13 protein-coding genes are annotated in these 15,387 nt (G+C 72.4%); 11 read left to right on the top strand and 2 right to left on the bottom strand.

Annotation, left to right across the window (positions count from 1 at the left end; all coding sequences use genetic code 11):
* Nucleotides 1–49: 49 nt before the first annotated feature.
* The 6 genes from CLV52_RS05950 (at nucleotide 50) to CLV52_RS05925 (ending at nucleotide 6,676) form a co-directional block, all read left to right on the top strand.
* On the top strand, nucleotides 50–1,822 hold the full coding sequence (locus CLV52_RS05950; RefSeq protein WP_133765334.1) for a glycoside hydrolase family 2 protein: 1,773 nt from the start codon (nucleotides 50–52) through the stop codon (nucleotides 1,820–1,822).
* 124 nt (nucleotides 1,823–1,946) lie between these two features.
* Complete coding sequence (locus CLV52_RS05945; protein WP_133765333.1) at nucleotides 1,947–3,227, top strand: ABC transporter substrate-binding protein; 1,281 nt, start codon at nucleotides 1,947–1,949, stop codon at nucleotides 3,225–3,227.
* Between the two features lie 4 nt (nucleotides 3,228–3,231).
* Entirely contained in the window at nucleotides 3,232–4,200 is a 969-nt protein-coding gene (locus tag CLV52_RS05940) for a carbohydrate ABC transporter permease (RefSeq protein ID WP_133765332.1), read from the top strand.
* On the top strand, nucleotides 4,197–5,114 hold the full coding sequence (locus CLV52_RS05935; RefSeq protein WP_133765331.1) for a carbohydrate ABC transporter permease: 918 nt from the start codon (nucleotides 4,197–4,199) through the stop codon (nucleotides 5,112–5,114). The genes CLV52_RS05940 and CLV52_RS05935 overlap by 4 nt, the downstream gene beginning before the upstream one ends.
* 25 nt (nucleotides 5,115–5,139) lie before the next feature.
* Nucleotides 5,140–6,003: a family 43 glycosylhydrolase gene (locus CLV52_RS05930; RefSeq protein WP_133765330.1), complete on the top strand. Its 864-nt coding sequence runs from the start codon at nucleotides 5,140–5,142 to the stop codon at nucleotides 6,001–6,003.
* A 22-nt stretch (nucleotides 6,004–6,025) separates the two neighbouring features.
* On the top strand, nucleotides 6,026–6,676 hold the full coding sequence (locus CLV52_RS05925) for a ThuA domain-containing protein (protein WP_162850729.1): 651 nt from the start codon (nucleotides 6,026–6,028) through the stop codon (nucleotides 6,674–6,676).
* Nucleotides 6,677–6,719: 43 nt separating this feature from the next.
* Here the strand turns inward: CLV52_RS05925 and CLV52_RS05920 are convergent, their stop codons facing one another.
* Nucleotides 6,720–8,489: an ABC transporter ATP-binding protein gene (locus tag CLV52_RS05920; RefSeq protein ID WP_246017975.1), complete on the bottom strand. Its 1,770-nt coding sequence runs from the start codon at nucleotides 8,487–8,489 to the stop codon at nucleotides 6,720–6,722.
* Nucleotides 8,490–8,551: 62 nt separating this feature from the next.
* On the opposite strand from CLV52_RS05920, the gene CLV52_RS05915 reads away from it, so the two are divergent.
* From CLV52_RS05915 to CLV52_RS05900, 4 genes are all read left to right on the top strand, one after another.
* Nucleotides 8,552–9,595, top strand: a complete 1,044-nt coding sequence (locus tag CLV52_RS05915; RefSeq protein WP_133765327.1) for a LacI family DNA-binding transcriptional regulator — start codon at nucleotides 8,552–8,554, stop codon at nucleotides 9,593–9,595.
* Between the two features lie 77 nt (nucleotides 9,596–9,672).
* Nucleotides 9,673–11,415 carry a glycoside hydrolase family 35 protein gene (locus tag CLV52_RS05910; RefSeq protein ID WP_133765326.1) on the top strand — a complete coding sequence of 581 codons (1,743 nt, stop codon included), beginning with the start codon at nucleotides 9,673–9,675 and terminating at the stop codon, nucleotides 11,413–11,415.
* Nucleotides 11,412–12,677 (top strand): glycoside hydrolase family 27 protein, encoded by a 1,266-nt coding sequence (locus CLV52_RS05905; protein WP_342773138.1) that lies wholly within the window; start codon nucleotides 11,412–11,414, stop codon nucleotides 12,675–12,677. Before CLV52_RS05910 ends, CLV52_RS05905 begins: the two co-directional genes overlap by 4 nt.
* A 27-nt stretch (nucleotides 12,678–12,704) precedes the next feature.
* Nucleotides 12,705–13,229 carry a P-loop NTPase family protein gene (locus tag CLV52_RS05900; protein ID WP_133765325.1) on the top strand — a complete coding sequence of 175 codons (525 nt, stop codon included), beginning with the start codon at nucleotides 12,705–12,707 and terminating at the stop codon, nucleotides 13,227–13,229.
* Here CLV52_RS05900 and CLV52_RS05895 read toward each other — a convergent pair.
* The gene (locus CLV52_RS05895; RefSeq protein ID WP_133765324.1) at nucleotides 13,201–14,127 is read right to left on the bottom strand and encodes a glycoside hydrolase family 43 protein; all 927 of its coding nucleotides are present in this window, start codon (nucleotides 14,125–14,127) and stop codon (nucleotides 13,201–13,203) included. The two genes, CLV52_RS05900 and CLV52_RS05895, sit on opposite strands and share 29 nt — an antisense overlap.
* A 309-nt stretch (nucleotides 14,128–14,436) precedes the next feature.
* Here CLV52_RS05895 and CLV52_RS05890 point away from each other — a divergent pair, with 309 nt between their 5' ends.
* On the top strand, nucleotides 14,437–15,342 hold the full coding sequence (locus CLV52_RS05890) for a PDDEXK family nuclease (RefSeq protein WP_133765323.1): 906 nt from the start codon (nucleotides 14,437–14,439) through the stop codon (nucleotides 15,340–15,342).
* The last annotated feature ends 45 nt before the right edge of the window (nucleotides 15,343–15,387 follow it).

The following is a 15,387-nucleotide window of genomic DNA, read 5'->3' as shown; positions in this document are numbered from 1 at the left end:
CTCCTGCCCGCAGCGGGCGCGCACGCCGCGGTGACACGACGGAGACCCCGTGCGCGCTTCCGAGCAGGACGGCAGCCACCCGCGCCCGCAGCTGGTCCGGGCCGCGTGGACGGACCTCGACGGCGACTGGTCGTTCGCGTTCGACGACGCGGACGCCGGCCTCGCCGAGCGCTGGTGGCGGGACGGCGGCGCCTTCGACCGGACCATCCGCGTGCCCTTCCCGCCTGAGGCCGCGCTGTCCGGCATCGGCGACGGCGCGCCGCACCGCGTCGTCTGGTACCGCCGCCCGCTTCCCGCGACCCGGGCACCGGGCCGGCGGGTCGTCCTCCACTTCGGCGCCGTCGACCAGGAAGCCGACGTCTGGGTCGACGGCCACCACGTCGGTCGCCACGTCGGCGGGCAGACCGCGTTCTCCTTCGACGTGACGGACACCCTCGGCGACGGCGCCGACCACGCCGTCGTGGTGCGGGCGTTCGACGACCCGGACGACCCGGACGTGCCGCGGGGCAAGCAGGACTGGCGGGACGAGCCGCACGCGATCTGGTACCGCCGCACGACGGGTATCTGGAAGTCCGTGTGGCTGGAGGAGGTGCCGGAGCAGCACGTCGCCGGCCTCGACTGGTCGACCGACCAGGTCGCCGGCTCGGTCGAGGCGCGGGTGACGCTGGCCCGGCCGCCCCGGGACGGCGAGACGGTGCGGGTGACGGTCTCCCGCCGCGGCGCGATCGTCGGCGAGGTGGCGGTGCGCGCGCTCGACCGGCTCGTCGTCGTGCCCGTCGACCTGCCGCTGCTCCGCCACGCGCAGGAGCGCGACGACCACCTCTGGAGCCCCGACCACCCGGAGCTCTTCGACGCGACCGTCGCGCTCGAGGACTCGGGCGACGTCGTCGACAGCTACTTCGGCGTCCGGTCGGTCGGGGTCGGCCGGTCGGCGTTCCTCCTGAACGAGCACCCCCTGTACCTGCGGTCGGTGCTGCAGCAGGGCTACTGGGAGGACGGCCAGCTGACGGCGACGCCCGACCGGCTCCGCGCGGAGGCCGAGCTCGTCAAGGCCCTCGGCTTCAACGCGGTCCGCATCCACCAGAAGGTGGAGGACGCCCGCTTCCTGTACTGGACGGACCGGCTCGGCATCGCGGTGTGGGCGGAGACGGCCGGCGCGTACGGCTTCTCGCCCCGTGCGGTCGCCCGCCTCACGACCGAGTGGACCGAGATCGTGGCGCAGCAGCGGAGCCATCCCTCGGTGGTCGCCTGGGTGCCGCTCAACGAGAGCTGGGGCGTCCAGGACGTCTCCGCATCCCCCGCGCAGCAGCACTACGCCCAGGCGCTCGCGGCGCTGACGCGGGCGCTCGACCCGAGCCGTCCGGTGATCTCGAACGACGGCTGGGAGCACGTCGACAGCGACGTGCTCTCCCTGCACGACTACGAGACGGACCCGGACCGCCTCCGGGCCCATTTCGCCGACGATGCGGCGGTCGCCCACACGGACGCGACCAGCACCGAGGCGGGGCGGCCGCTCCAGGTCGGACGCCACCGGGACCACCTCGACCGGGGGCTCCCCGTGATGCTGACGGAGTTCGGCGGCATCGCCCATGCGGCCGCGGACACCTGGGGCTACGCCGTCGTCGGCTCGCCGGAGGAGTACGCACGGCTCGTCGGCGGGCTGTTCGCGGCGGCTCACGCGAGCCCGCTGCTCGCGGGCTTCTGCTACACCCAGCTCACGGACACGATGCAGGAGTCGAACGGCCTGCTGCGGGCCGATCGGACGCCGAAGCTGCCGATCGAGGAGATCCGCCGGATGGTCCTCGGACCCCGTCGGGCCTGAACGCGCACCGCCGGGAGCCCCACGACGCGCCGGACGATCCGGGGTGGCCGATGCCGGATGGTAGCGCTACCATCACTCGCATCCCGTGGACGCACCAGTCCGCACCACTCAATGAGGAGTCCGAATGCCCGGTATCGGCAGCACCCAGATCTCACGACGACAGATGGCCGGGATCCTCGGCCTCGGCGCCGTCACCCCGCTCGTCCTCGCGGCCTGCTCCGGCCCCGGCGCCAGCACGGGCGGCGGCGGCAGCCACCCGACCCTCTCGCAGTGGTACCACCAGTACGGCGAGGCCGGCACGGAGCAGGCGGCCAAGAAGTACGCCGCCTCCTACAAGGACGCGACCGTCAACGTGAACTGGGTCGCGGGCGACTACGCCTCGAAGCTCAACACGCGCCTCCTCGCCGGCAGCGGCGTGGACGTCTTCGAGAACAACGCGATCAACATCGCGGACGCTCGCGCCGGCAAGTACGCCGACATGACCTCGATCATCGAGCCGATCAAGGACCAGTTCTCGGAGACCGCCCTCTACAACGTCCAGATCGACGGGAAGTACTGGGGCATCCCGATGATCATCGACCCGCAGGCCTTCTACTACAACAAGGCGATGTTCTCGGACGCCGGCCTCGAGGTCCCCACGACGATGGAGGCCTTCTACGAGTGCGTCGCGAAGCTCTCCTCCGGCGGCAAGAAGGGCATCTTCCTCAGCAACACGGACGGCGGCGCCGGCTTCTCATCGACGATGGCCTGGGCGACCGGTACCGACATCATCGCCTCGGACAACAAGACGAACGGCTTCTCGGGCGATGTCGACGCGCTCGCCGAGACCTACAGCTGGTTCCGCAAGATCCAGCAGAACGGCTTCGGCCTGCAGGGCCAGCCGTCGGACTGGTGGGACATCACCCCGTTCGCGAACCGCAAGATCGGCATCCAGTGGGGCGGCATGTGGTCGATGCCGCAGGCCGTGAAGGCGCTCGGCGACGACGTGGGCATGTTCCCGATGCCGCCGTCGGGCTCGAACGGCACCTACGCCCTCATCGGCTCCAACTGGAACCAGCAGGTCGCGCAGAAGAGCCCGAACCGGAAGGCCGCGCTCGAGTTCGCGAAGTGGCTCTGGGTCGACCAGAAGCAGGACCAGGAGGACTGGGCCCTCAGCTACGGCTTCCACATCCCGCCGCTGAAGGCGGTCGCCGCGAGCGCCTCGAAGCTGCAGAGCGGCGCCGCGAAGGAGTTCGTGGACGCGTTCACGAAGTACGGCAAGGCGACCGGCCCCTACTACACGAACGAGATCGGGCAGGCGATGGAGGACGCCGGCACCAACATCATCGTGAAGGGCGCGGACGCGAAGACCCAGCTGGCCGCGGCCGCGAAGAAGATCGACGCCTCGCTCGCGACCCTCCAGTGACGTCGTGACGACCTTCGCACCGGGTCGGAAGGCCTCCTCCTCGCGCCGGCACCCCCGGCGCGGGGAGGAGCTGACCTTCTGGATCTTCCTCGCCCCGTTCTTCGTCGGCCTGCTGATCTTCACGCTGCTCCCCATCGCGTGGAGCGCGGTGCTCAGCCTGTTCGACGCGCAGGCCACCGTGTACCCGACGATCTTCGTCGGGCTCCGGAACTACATCGACATCGTCACGGACCCCGACTTCCTGAACAGCATCGGGACCTTCCTGGTGTTCACGGTGTTCATCGTCCCGGTGACGCTGGTGTGCTCGCTCGGCCTGGCCCTGCTCGTGAACCGGCTGCCGCACGGCGCCGGGTTCTTCCGCACGGTGATCTTCCTGCCGACGGCGTGCTCCTACGTGGTCGCGTCGCTGATCTGGAAGCTCGGCCTGTTCAACGGGCTCGAGTCGAGCCTCGCGAACCAGGTGCTGGCACTGTTCGGCCAGCAGCCGATCTACTCCTGGCTGAACCAGTTCCCGCTGTTCTGGATCCTGCTCGTCACCGTCCGGCTGTGGCTGCAGATCGGGTTCTACATGCTGCTGTTCTCGGCCGCGCTCCAGCGCGTCCCCGAGCAGCTCTACGAGGCGGCGTCGATCGACGGCGTGCGCAGCAGCTGGCGGATGTTCTGGTCGATCACGTGGCCGCAGCTGCGCTCCACCACGAGCGCCGTGATCCTGCTGCTCATGATCGCCGCGTTCCAGGCGTTCGACGAGTTCTACAACCTCGTCGGCGCGGGTCCGACGGCGCGGCCGCCGCTCGTCTACCTCTACAACCGCGCGTTCACGCAGCAGGACTTCGGCCACGGCTCGGCCGGCGCGCTCGTGCTCACGCTGATCATGGTGGTGGTCGCCCTCCTGCAGAACCGGTTCTTCGGGTTCGGCGCGGCCGACGACGACTCGCCGCGCAAGCGCGCGAGCAGGAAGAAGGTGGCCGCATGACCGCGACCTTCGAGGCGTCCGCCAGGACGGCCGAGTCCACCTCGGCCGGTCGCTCGCGGACGCGGACGCACCACTACCGGGGTCCGCTCCGGCCCTCCGGTGGCAACCTCGTCGCCCGGTACGTCGTCCTCGGCGTCGTCGCGGTCCTGTTCCTCATCCCGTTCTGGGTGCTGATCAAGATCTCGCTGATGACGAACGACGACATCAGCAAGCCGAACTTCGTGTTCCTGCCGATCCCGCCGCACGTCGAGAACTACCTCACGGTGCTCGGCGACCCCGGGTTCCAGCAGGCGCTGCTCGGCTCGGTCGTCATGGCCGTCGTCTCGACGACGCTCACGATCGCCATCGCGGCGATGGCCGGCTACGGCCTGGCGCGGGTCCCGAGCCGGCTCTCGAAGCCGGTGTTCGCGCTCACGCTGCTCGTCCTGATGGTGCCGTCGGCGACCACGTTCATCCCGAACTACATCATCGTCGCGAGCTTCGGCTGGGTCGGCACCCTCCAGGGCCTGATCATCCCGACCCTGTTCGCGGCGTTCACGGTGTTCCTGTTCCGGCAGGCGTTCCTGAACTTCCCGAGGGAGCTGGAGGAGGCGGGCAAGCTCGACGGCCTGCGGCACTTCGGGGTGTTCCTCCGGATCGTCATGCCGAACCAGATCGCCTTCGTCGCGTCGCTGACGGTCCTCGGGTTCGTCGGCAACTGGAACTCGTTCCTGTGGCCGCTCGTCATCTCCGGCGACGGCTTCGGCATCACGACCCTGCAGGTCTACCTGTCGACGTTCCTCACGGCGCAGACGTTCGACTACACGGGCCTCTTCGCGACCGCGGTGCTGTCGATGGTCCCGCTCGTCATCGTGTTCTTCACGATGCAGCGCTTCCTCGTCCGCGGCATCGCCGAGACGGGGATGACCGGTTGACGCGCCGACGAGGGAGGGGACGACGATGAGCCTGCCGGGCTTCCACGCCGACCCCTCCCTCGTCCGCGTCGGGGATCGCTACTGGGTCCACCCGACGACGGACGGATCCGCCGACTGGGGCGGGACGACGTTCTCCGCGTTCTCCTCCCCCGACCTCGTGGACTGGACCGACCACGGCGTCGTGCTGCGGCTCGGTGTCGACGTGCCCTGGGCCGCGGTCCGCGCGTGGGCGCCGGCGATGGTGCCGTGGCGAGGCCGCTTCCACCTCTTCTTCTGCGGCGAGCAGGCGATCGGGCACGCCGTCGCCGACGCGCCGGACGGCCCGTTCACCGCGGATCCCGCGCCGCTGATCGCGAAGGACGAGCTGCCGGGTCAGGCGATCGACCCCGCGTTCGCGCTCGACGACGACGGCTCTCCGCTGCTGCTCTGGGGCAACACGCACGCCTTCGTCGCGCCGCTGACCGAGGACCTCGCCGCGATCGACCGCTCCCGGCTGCGGGAGGTGACGCCCGAGGGGTTCCGCGAGGCGCTGGCCCTGCACCGCCATGATGGCCGGCGGTACTGGTCCTGGTCGGAGAACGACACCCGCGACCCCGAGTACCGGGTCGCCTGGGGCGTCGACGACGGCGCCGGCGGCATCGCGCGCCGCGGCGTGCTGCTCGAGCAGCGGCCGGAGCTCGGCATCCTCGCGACCGGGCACCACAGCGTGCTGGAGGTCCCGGAGCTCGGGACCTGGGTGATCGCGTACCACCGCTTCGCGATCGGGACGGAGCCGCCGGGCGACGGCATCCACCGCGAGGTCGTCTTCGACGAGCTGCGGCACACGGCCGACGGCGGGCTGGCGGCAGTGCCGACCCTCGACGGGCTGCGCCTGCCGCTGCCCGGCTGACCCGCGGCGGAGGATGAGCACCGTGAGCCGCGTCGTGGTCGTGTCCGGGTCGGGTCGATTCGCCGACCCGTGGCACCCGTTCCCCGCGACCTCCGCCGCGCTCGCCGGGATCGCCCACGAGCTCGGGCACGAGGTCGTGATCGACGAGGACGTCGCGCACCGCCTGACCGACGCGGGCGACGCCGACCTGCTCGTGCTCAACCTCGGGAACCCGGAGGAGCCGGACGCGGACGAGGACGAGCGGATCCGCGCGGGCCTGACGGCGCACCTCGCGGCCGGGCGACCGGTGCTCGCGGTGCACTCGAGCGTCACCGCGGTACCGCTGACGGGTGCGACGACCGAGCCCTTCGGCGGGTACTGGCACCGCGGGGTCACGATGCACCCCGAGTACGGCGAGGCGTGGGTCCTCGCGGCCGCGCCCTCCGAGCTGACCGCCGGGATCGCCGCCTTCGCGCTGGCCGACGAGCGCTACTCGTTCATGGAGGTCGACGCCGACGTCGTGCCGCTGCTGCAGCACGAGCACGACGGGCTCCTCCACCCGCTCCTCTGGGAGTGGTCCGCCGGGCGCGGACGGATCGTCGTCGACCTGCTCGGCCACGACGCCGCGTCGTACGAGGCACCCGAGCACCGCGCGATCCTCGCCCGCGCGATCACCTCGCTCCTCGCCCCCTGAACCCTTCGTTCCGCAGGACGCGGCATCCTCCGGACCGAACGGTTCAGCCGGCGGTCTGGAGGTCGTGCATCCGCGCGTACCGGCCGCCCGCGGCGAGCAGCTCGTCGTGCGTGCCCCGCTCCGCGACCCGACCGTGGTCGAGCACGACGATCTCGTCCGCCGCGCGGACGGTCGACAGCCGGTGGGCGACGATCAGCGTCGTCCTGCCGCGCATCAGCCGCTGCAGCGCATCCCGCACCAGGCGCTCCGACTCCGGGTCGAGCGCGCTCGTGGCCTCGTCGAGCAGCAGCACGCGCGGGTCGCGGATCAGCGCCCGCGCGATCGCGAGCCGCTGCCGCTGACCGCCGGAGAGCCGCGCCCCCCGCTCCCCCACGATCGTCTCGAGCCCCTGCGGCAGCTCCTGCACGAAGTCGAGCGCGTTCGCGCCGTCGAGCGCCCGCCGCAGCCGGGCCTCGTCGACGTCGCCCATCCCGTACGCGACGTTGTCGCGGATCGAGCCCTCGAACAGCACCGGCTCCTGCGGCACGATCGAGACCCGCGTCCGGAACGTCCGGAGGTCGAGCTCCTCCATTTCGACGCCGTCGAGGAGCACGACGCCGTCCGTCGGCCGGATGAACCCGACGAGCGTGTTCAGCATCGTCGACTTGCCGGACCCCGACGGGCCGACGAAGGCGACCGCCCGCCCGGCCGGGATCTCGAGGTCGACGTGATCGAGGGCGGGCGGCTCGTCCTCGAGAAACCGCTGCGTGACGTCCTGGAGCGTGAGCCGCCCCTGCACGGCGCCGACCTCCCGCTTGCCCTCGTTGAACTCGAGGTCGGGCTCCTGCAGCACCTCCGCGACCGAGCGCGTCGACTCGAGCCCCTTCGCCACGAGCGGCGCGAGCATCAGCAGGTTCGTCACGTTGCCGGTCAGCATCGCGAAGTAGGAGCTGACGAGCACCACCTGACCGGCCGTGATCGGCAGGAACCCGGTGATCGCGCAGAACGCGGCGAGCGCGATGCACCCGATGGCCAGCAGCTGCATCGCGACCCAGGACAGCGCCTGGAAGCGGCCGTTCATCACGTCGAGCGTGTACCCGGAGGTCTTCAGCCGGTCCGCGACGGTCGCGACCCGGTCCTGCGCGACGGTCTCGAGGCCGTGCGCGCGCGTGATCGGGATCAGGCTCGCCATCTCGCCGACGGCGGAGGCGAACCGCTCCGTGTCGTGCCGGAACCGCTCGTTCAGCGACTGCGAGCGGCGGCGCAGGAACCGGCGGAGCAGCACGGCGATCGGCACCGTGAGCGCGTAGACGGGCAGGAAGGCCGGGATGTTGACCGCCGTCATCACGAGCGCCCCGGTGAGCACGATGATCGAGGACACGAGCGGGTGCCCGACCTGCAGGAACATGTTCTCGAGGTTCTCGACGTCGCGGACGACCTTGTTCTGCACGACCGAGGAGCTCGATCGGCTGTGGTAGCCGATCGAGAGCCGCTGCAGCTGGTCCGTCAGCGCGTTGCGGAGGTCCATCCCGATCTGCCGCACCGCCTTCGAGTAGAGGCGGATGAAGAGCCAGTGCGTCGGGTAGTTCTGGGCGAGCGCGACCGCCGCGATCGCGACCAGGACGAACAGACGCGACACCGGACCGCCGCGGACGACGGTGTCGATGATCGACGCCGTCAGGACCGGCATCAGCCAGAGCGGGGTGTCCTTGACCACGAAGGCGACGAGGGCCGCGCCGACGCGGCCCCGGTAGCGACCGAGGAGGGCGAGCGTCGAGCGCGCCGGGCGGGCCGCGTCGACCTGGATGGGCTGGGAGTACGCACGCCCCGTCACACCGTGCATGGTACCGCTACCACACCGGGCTCTCCGCGGCCTCTCGGGCTACGCTGAGGCGTGTGACCACCGCCGACGAGCGCGAGACGAGGCCCTCTCGGCGCCGCGTGCGGAGGACGCCTTCGCTCGCGGACGTCGCCCGCGAGGCGGGCGTCGCGCCGATCACGGCGAGCCGCGTCGCGAACGGCGCGGAGAACGTCGACGAGGCGACGCGGAGCCGCGTCCTCGACACGATGGGCCGGCTCGGCTACCGCCCGAACCTCGCGGCCCGCGCCCTCGCCACCGGCCACTTCAAGTCGATCGGCGTCCTCACGTCGAGCATGCGGTCGCCCGGCAACATGTGGACGATCGGCGAGATCGTCACCGCCGCCGCCGAGCGCGGCTACACGGTGACCCTGCTGCCGTTCGAGCTGCGCGGCGGCGAGACCGTCGTGAACGCGTACGACCGGCTGACGCACGAGGGCGTGGACGGCGCGATCGTCGTCGCGGAGCGGCGGCTCGACGACGACACCTCCATCACCCTGCCGCCCGGCGTGCCCGTCATCTTCATCGACGCGGGCGGCGGCGACGAGTACACGGTCATCGACAGCGACCAGGCGGGCGGCGCACGGATGGCGACCGAGCACCTCCTCGACCTCGGCCACCGCACGGTGCACCACATCGCCGGGCCACGGGAGTCCTACGCGGCCATGCGCCGCCTCGCCGCGTGGCGGCGGGTGCTCGAGGAGCGCGGCCTCCGCGTGCCGGAGGCGCCGATCGGCGACTGGCGCAGCACCTCCGGGCACGAGGCGGTCGACGCCCTGCTCGCCGACGGCGCGACCGCGATCTTCGCCGCGAACGACCAGATGGCGTTCGGCGTGCTGCAGCGCCTGCACGAGCTCGGGATCGACGTGCCCGGGCAGGTGAGCGTCGTCGGCTTCGACGACGTGATCGACGCGGACGCCTCCTGGCCGCCGCTGACGACCGTGCGGCAGGCGTTCGACGAGGTCGGCCGGGTCGCCATCGCCGACCTGCTCGAGCGCATCGCCGACCACGACCGGCCGACCGCCGGCGTCGTCGTCCCGGTGCAGCTGATCGTCCGGGGAAGCACCGCCGCGCCCGCGTGAGACCGGGCATGGTAGCGCAACCATGCTACCCTCCGACCGCGGTGCCCGCCGGGGTGCGCCGGAGAGGGTCGGCAGGCATGGCGCGGTTCGCGATCGGCGAGCGGGACTTCCTCCTGGACGGTGAGCCGCACCGCGTACTGGCCGGCGCGCTCCACTACTTCCGCGTCCACCCCGACCAGTGGGCCGACCGCATCGAGAAGGCCCGGCGCATGGGGCTGAACGCGATCGAGACCTACGTCGCCTGGAACGCGCACGAGCCGGTGCGCGGATCGTTCGCCACCGACGGCGCCCTCGACCTCGACCGCTTCCTCCGCCTGATCGGCGAGGCGGGCATGCACGCGATCGTCCGGCCCGGCCCCTACATCTGCGCCGAGTGGGACAGCGGCGGCCTGCCCGCGTGGCTGTTCCGCCGGCCGGGCATCCGGCTGCGCAGCGCCGAACCCGGCTGGCTCGCCGAGATCGACGCGTACCTCGACCACGTGCTGCCGATCGTCGCGCCCCTGCAGATCGACCGGGGCGGCCCGGTGATCCTGCTCCAGGTCGAGAACGAGTACGGCGCCTACGGCGACGACACCGCCTACCTGGAGCACCTCGTGCGCCGCTACCGCGGGGGCGGCATCACCGTGCCGCTGACCACGGTCGACCAGCCGACCGACGACATGCTCGAGCGCGGGCGCGTGGACGGCGCGCTGCTCACCGGCTCGTTCGGGTCCCGCGTGCCCGAACGGCTCGCGACCCTGCGACAGCACCAGCCGACGGGCCCGCTGATGTGCTCGGAGTTCTGGGACGGCTGGTTCGACCACTGGGGCGAGCACCACCACACGACCTCCGCGGAGGACGCGGCGGCCTCCCTCGACGAGCTGCTCGCCGCGGGCGCCTCGGTCAGCATCTACATGTTCCATGGCGGCACCGACTTCGGGTTCACGAACGGGGCGAACCACAAGGGCGCCTACAAGTCCCACGTCACCTCCTACGACTACGACGCCCCGCTCGACGAGACCGGCTGGGCCACCCCGAAGTTCCGCGCGTTCCGGGACGTCATCCGCCGCTACGCGCCGGTGCCGGAGGAGGACGTGCCGACGGCGCCCGCCGCGCCCGCGCTGACGGCGGCCTTCGATCGGACGGTCGCCCTCAGCGCGGTGGCCGACCGGCTCGGCGAGGAGCTCGGCCCGTTCGACGCGCCGCCCGCCTTCGACGACGTCGAGCACCCGCGCGGCTTCGGGATCTACGCGGCGCCGCTCGACGGACGCAGCGGCGTGCTCGTCGTGGGCGCGGTCCGCGATCGGGCGCAGGTGCTCGTCGACGGCGTCCCCGTCGGCGTGCTCGAGCGCGACCGGCACGACCACGCGCTCCGCATCCCGGCCGGTCGGCGCCTCGAGCTGCTCGTCGAGGACCGCGGCCGGGTGAACTACGGCGACCGGCTCGGCGAGCCGAAGGGGCTGCTCGGTCCGGTGACCCTCGACGGCCTCCCGGTCACGGGATGGACGGTGCGGCCGCTGCGGCTCGACCGCCTGACCGCCGCGGACCTCGGCGACGCGGCCGGGACGGACGCGGGCGCCGCGTTCTCGATCGCATCGTTCGACCTGGACGCCCCGGCGGATCTGCACCTCGACACGACCCACTGGGGCAAGGGCGTCGCCTGGGTGAACGGCTTCCACCTCGGCCGGTACTGGGCGCGCGGTCCCCAGCACACGCTGTTCGTGCCGGGCACGCAGCTCGTCGCGGGCACGAACGAGCTCGTCGTGCTCGAGCTGCACGGCTTCCGCGACCCCGCCGTCCGGTTCGTCCCGCGGCCGCTGCTCGGGCAGGTCGAGGAGTGAGCGCGTCGGCCTCCCGGCCGCCGATGGGCTGGAACAGCTGGGACTGCTACGGGACGACGGTGACGGAGGAGGAGGTGCTGGCGAACGCCCGCTTCCTCGCCGAGCACCTGCTGCCGGCCGGCTGGGACACGGTCGTCGTCGACATCGCGTGGTACGACCCGACCGCGCGGGCGCACGGGTACAACGCCGACGCCCCGATCGTGCTCGACGCGCTCGGGCGCCAGCTGCCGGACCCGGTGCGCTTCCCCTCCGGCGCGGACGGCGCGGGATTCGGGCCGCTCGCGGACGCGGTGCACGCGCTCGGGCTGCGCTTCGGCATCCACGTCATGCGCGGCATCCCGCGGCGGGCCGCCGCGCAGGCCCTCCCGATCCCGGGCACGGACGCGACCACCGCGGACATCGCCGACCCGGCGGACGTCTGCAGCTGGAATCCCGACGACTTCGGGCTCCGGCTCGAGCACCCGGCCGCGCAGGTGTGGCTCGACGCGCAGGTGGCGCAGTTCGCCGCCTGGGGCGTCGACTACCTGAAGGTCGACGACATGCTCGCGCCGTACGACGTCGCGCACATCGAAGCGCTGCGGCGGGCGATCGACGCGAGCGGCCGCGAGATCGTGCTGAGCCTGTCCCCCGGCACCGCGCTGCCGCTGACGGTCGCCGAGCACGTCGCCGCGAACGCCGACCTGTGGCGGATCTCGGACGACGTGTGGGACCGGTGGGAGGACGTCGCGCCGCAGTTCGACCGGCTCGCCGCCTGGGCGCCGGTCCAGGGACGGGGCGGCTGGGCGGACGCCGACATGCTGCCGCTCGGCCGCATCGGCATCCGCGCGGAGCGCGGGGACGACCGCCTGACCCGGCTCACCCAGGCGGAGCAGCGGACCCTCCTGACCCTGTGGTGCATCGGCCGCTCGCCGCTGATGATGGGCGGCGACCTGCCGACCTCCCCGGCGGAGACGATCCGGATGCTGGCGCATCCGGGCCTGATGCGGCTCCACCGCGCGAGCCGGAACGGGCGCCAGGTGCTGCGCGAGGGCGATCTCGTCGTCTGGACCGCCGAGGCGACCGACGGCGACGCGACGTACGCCGCCGTCTTCCATCTCGGCGACGAGGAGACCCGCATCCGCGTGCCAGCGGTCGCGCTGCGCGCGCCCCACGCCGGTCCCGCGACGGCGGTCGACGTGTGGGACTGCTGGGACGTCGACCCGGCCGACCCGCTGGTCGTCCCGCCGCACGGCTGCCGCCTCCTCCGCTTCGACCCGACCTGAGGGGTCCGCCCGTCCTAGGGTCGTCGGATGCGCCTGGAGGACCTCGGGCCGCGGATCTGCATCCTCGGCCCGTCCGGCAGCGGCAAGTCGACGCTCGCCGACCGGATCGGGCGCGCGACCAGCACGCCCGTCGTGCACCTGGACCAGCTGCGCCACAGGCCGGGGACGCACTGGGAGCTGCGGCCCGACGAGGAGTTCCTCCGCCTCCATGCGGCCGCGATCGCCGGGGAACGCTGGGTGATCGAGGGGAACTACTCGACGGTCCTGCCGGAGCGGCTCGCCCGCGCGACCGGCGTGCTGCTGCTCGACGTCTCCACGGCGCTGAGCCTCGCCCGCTACGTCCGGCGGACGTACACGCGCAGCGGTCGGATCGGCGGGCTCGGCGTGCGCGAGCACGTCACCATCGCCATGGTCCGGTGGATCGTGCTGCACAGCCGTGCGAATCGTCGCCGTCGCCTGCGGTGGCTCGACGAGGTGGAGCTGCCGAAGGCGGCGCTCCTCGGTCCGCGAGCGATCCGCGCGTTCAGCGAGGGGATCCGGCCGCCGCCCTGAGCCGGTCGAGCTCCTCCGCGGTGATCCGGAGCAGGCTGCCGTGCCGGGCGCCCTCCGGGAGCCGCACGTCGGGCAGCTCGCGCCAGTCGCCGGAGTCGAGCGAGTCCGCCGCGAAGAGGTGGTAGCCGGAGAGCCCGAACTCGTCGACGAGCAGCAGCCACCGGCCGTCCGGCGCCTGCGCGACGGCCGGCCCCTCGCCGCGCGCGATCACCCCGTCGCCGATCGCCGGGGCGAGGACCGTCCAGTCGTCCGCGTCCGGGTCCGCCCCCCGCTCGTGCCGCGGGAAGCCGGCGGCCGCCTGGTGCTCGGGCTTCGGGACGGAGAACCGGTGGACCGCGCCGCCCTCCCGGACGAGCTGCACGTCGATGACGTCGCGCCCCGGGTCGAGCTCGACGACCGGAGCCGACCAATGCTCGAGGTCGGTCGACTCGGCGCGGAGGATGCGCTGGTGCGAGTCGTCGGGACGGCGGTCGCCCGGCCCGTACAGCGCCGAGGCCCAGCGGACGACGTACCGGTCGTCCTCCCACGCGCCTTTCGGCGCCCACGCGTTCCCGGCCTCGGGCGGCGCGACTGTCGTGCGTCTCGGCGCGGACCAGGAGACGAGGTCGTCGGAGGTCGACACCGCGATCGCGCGGCTGCCGCGCGTGACCGCGCGGCTCCAGTCGCCGTCGGCGAGGACGCGCAGGTCGGTCGCGAGCAGGACCGCGCCGCCGTCCGGGCGCCGGATGAGGAAGGGATCGCGGAGGCCGCGCTCCCCGACCTCCGAACGGATCCGGATCGGCACCTCGGTCCAGCGCGTGACGTCCGCCCCGTCGCTCACGGCGAAGCGGATCTCCTCCCCGTCCGCGAGGTGCTCGTCGAGGAAGTAGGCGAGCAGCAGCGCAGCGGCGTCGGTCACCCCTCCACCCTCCCCGAGCGACCCCTGGAGTTGCCACTTCGGACACGTTTCGGGGCCGCAAACGTGCCCGAAGTGGCAACCCCGAGAGCTCGGCCCCGCATCCAGCCGGGCACATCGCATCGAGTTGCCACTTCGGACACGTCTTCGCGCTCGAAACGTGCCCGAAGTGGCAACCCCGAGAGATCGAGAGCCCGAGCGAGCGGCGCGGGTCGGTGTTCCGCTCCTCCCCAGGCGCCCGATCAATGCTCGCCGGTCCTCGCTCGCCGATCCGGGTCGCGCCGGCGGGGTCGTGCGGCACGCTCGTCGGCCATGCCGGACCCGCTCGCCCCCTTCCTCGACCAGCCCTTCACGACCGCGGAGGCCCGACGCGCGGGCGTCGGTCGACGCCGGGTGCACGGACGGCGGCTGCGGCGTCCGTTCCGCGGTGTCCGGGCGGGTCGTGACCCCGAGACGGTCCTCGAGCTGTGCAGGGCCTACCTGCCGAAGATGGCGCTCCACGAGTTCTTCAGCCACGTCACTGCGGCGATCATCCACGACATCTGGCTGCCGCTCGCGATCGAGCGGTGCCTCGAGCTGCACGTGTCCGTCATCAAGGCGCCCACCGGATCGCACCGCGCACCGCGTGACGCGCGCGTCCGCGGGCACCACATCGTCGACCGCCCGGGACTCGTCGTGGAGCGCCGAGGCATGCGCGTCGCGAATGCGATCGAGACGCTCTGCCAGCTCGCCTCCCTGCTCAGCGAGGACGATCTGGTCGTCGCCGCGGAGAGCCTGCTGCCTCCGCACCGGGCCTCGAGCGCGGTGATGCTCGAGCGGATCGTCTCCGCGTTCTCCGACCCGCATCGGCCGCACTCCCGGAAGCTGCAGCGGGTCGCGCCGCGCATCCGGATCGGCTCGCGCTCAGCGGAGGAGTCCCGGTTCCGACTGCGACTCGTCGCCGCTGGGCTGCCCGAGCCGCTGATGAACCACCGATGGCGCGGCCCGGACGGGCGGACGACCGAGGGCGACCTCGTCTACCTCGAGCTCCGCGTGTGGATCGAGATCGAGGGCGATCAGCACCGGACCGACCAGACCCAGTGGCGGTACGACGTCGTGCGGTATGAGCGCCTCACCGACTTCGACTGGCGCGTGATCCGAGTGACGGCCGACGACCAGCGAGCCCGTCTCTCCGAGACGATCGCGCGCGTCGAGCGCGCCCTCCTCCGCCACCGCTGACCCTGTCGCGCGACAGGGTTGCCACTTCGGACACGTTCTCGGCCT

It is taken from the genome of Amnibacterium kyonggiense (genome assembly GCF_004364555.1).
In the GTDB taxonomy this organism is placed as follows: Bacteria; Actinomycetota; Actinomycetes; order Actinomycetales; family Microbacteriaceae; genus Amnibacterium; species Amnibacterium kyonggiense.
The sequence above is the reverse complement of the archived record's forward strand: the minus strand, read 5'-3'. Positions and strand labels throughout refer to the sequence as shown.

What these genes read in the sequence shown, in the direction of transcription:
- CLV52_RS05930 (WP_133765330.1), top strand. Translation starts at nt 5,140, where the DNA reads ATGAGCCTGCCGGGCTTCCACGCCGACCCCTCCCTCGTCCGCGTCGGG.
- CLV52_RS05935 (WP_133765331.1), top strand. Translation starts at nt 4,197, where the DNA reads ATGACCGCGACCTTCGAGGCGTCCGCCAGGACGGCCGAGTCCACCTCG.
- CLV52_RS05900 (WP_133765325.1), top strand. Translation starts at nt 12,705, where the DNA reads ATGCGCCTGGAGGACCTCGGGCCGCGGATCTGCATCCTCGGCCCGTCC.
- CLV52_RS05890 (WP_133765323.1), top strand. Translation starts at nt 14,437, where the DNA reads ATGCCGGACCCGCTCGCCCCCTTCCTCGACCAGCCCTTCACGACCGCG.
- CLV52_RS05945 (WP_133765333.1), top strand. Translation starts at nt 1,947, where the DNA reads ATGCCCGGTATCGGCAGCACCCAGATCTCACGACGACAGATGGCCGGG.
- CLV52_RS05910 (WP_133765326.1), top strand. Translation starts at nt 9,673, where the DNA reads ATGGCGCGGTTCGCGATCGGCGAGCGGGACTTCCTCCTGGACGGTGAG.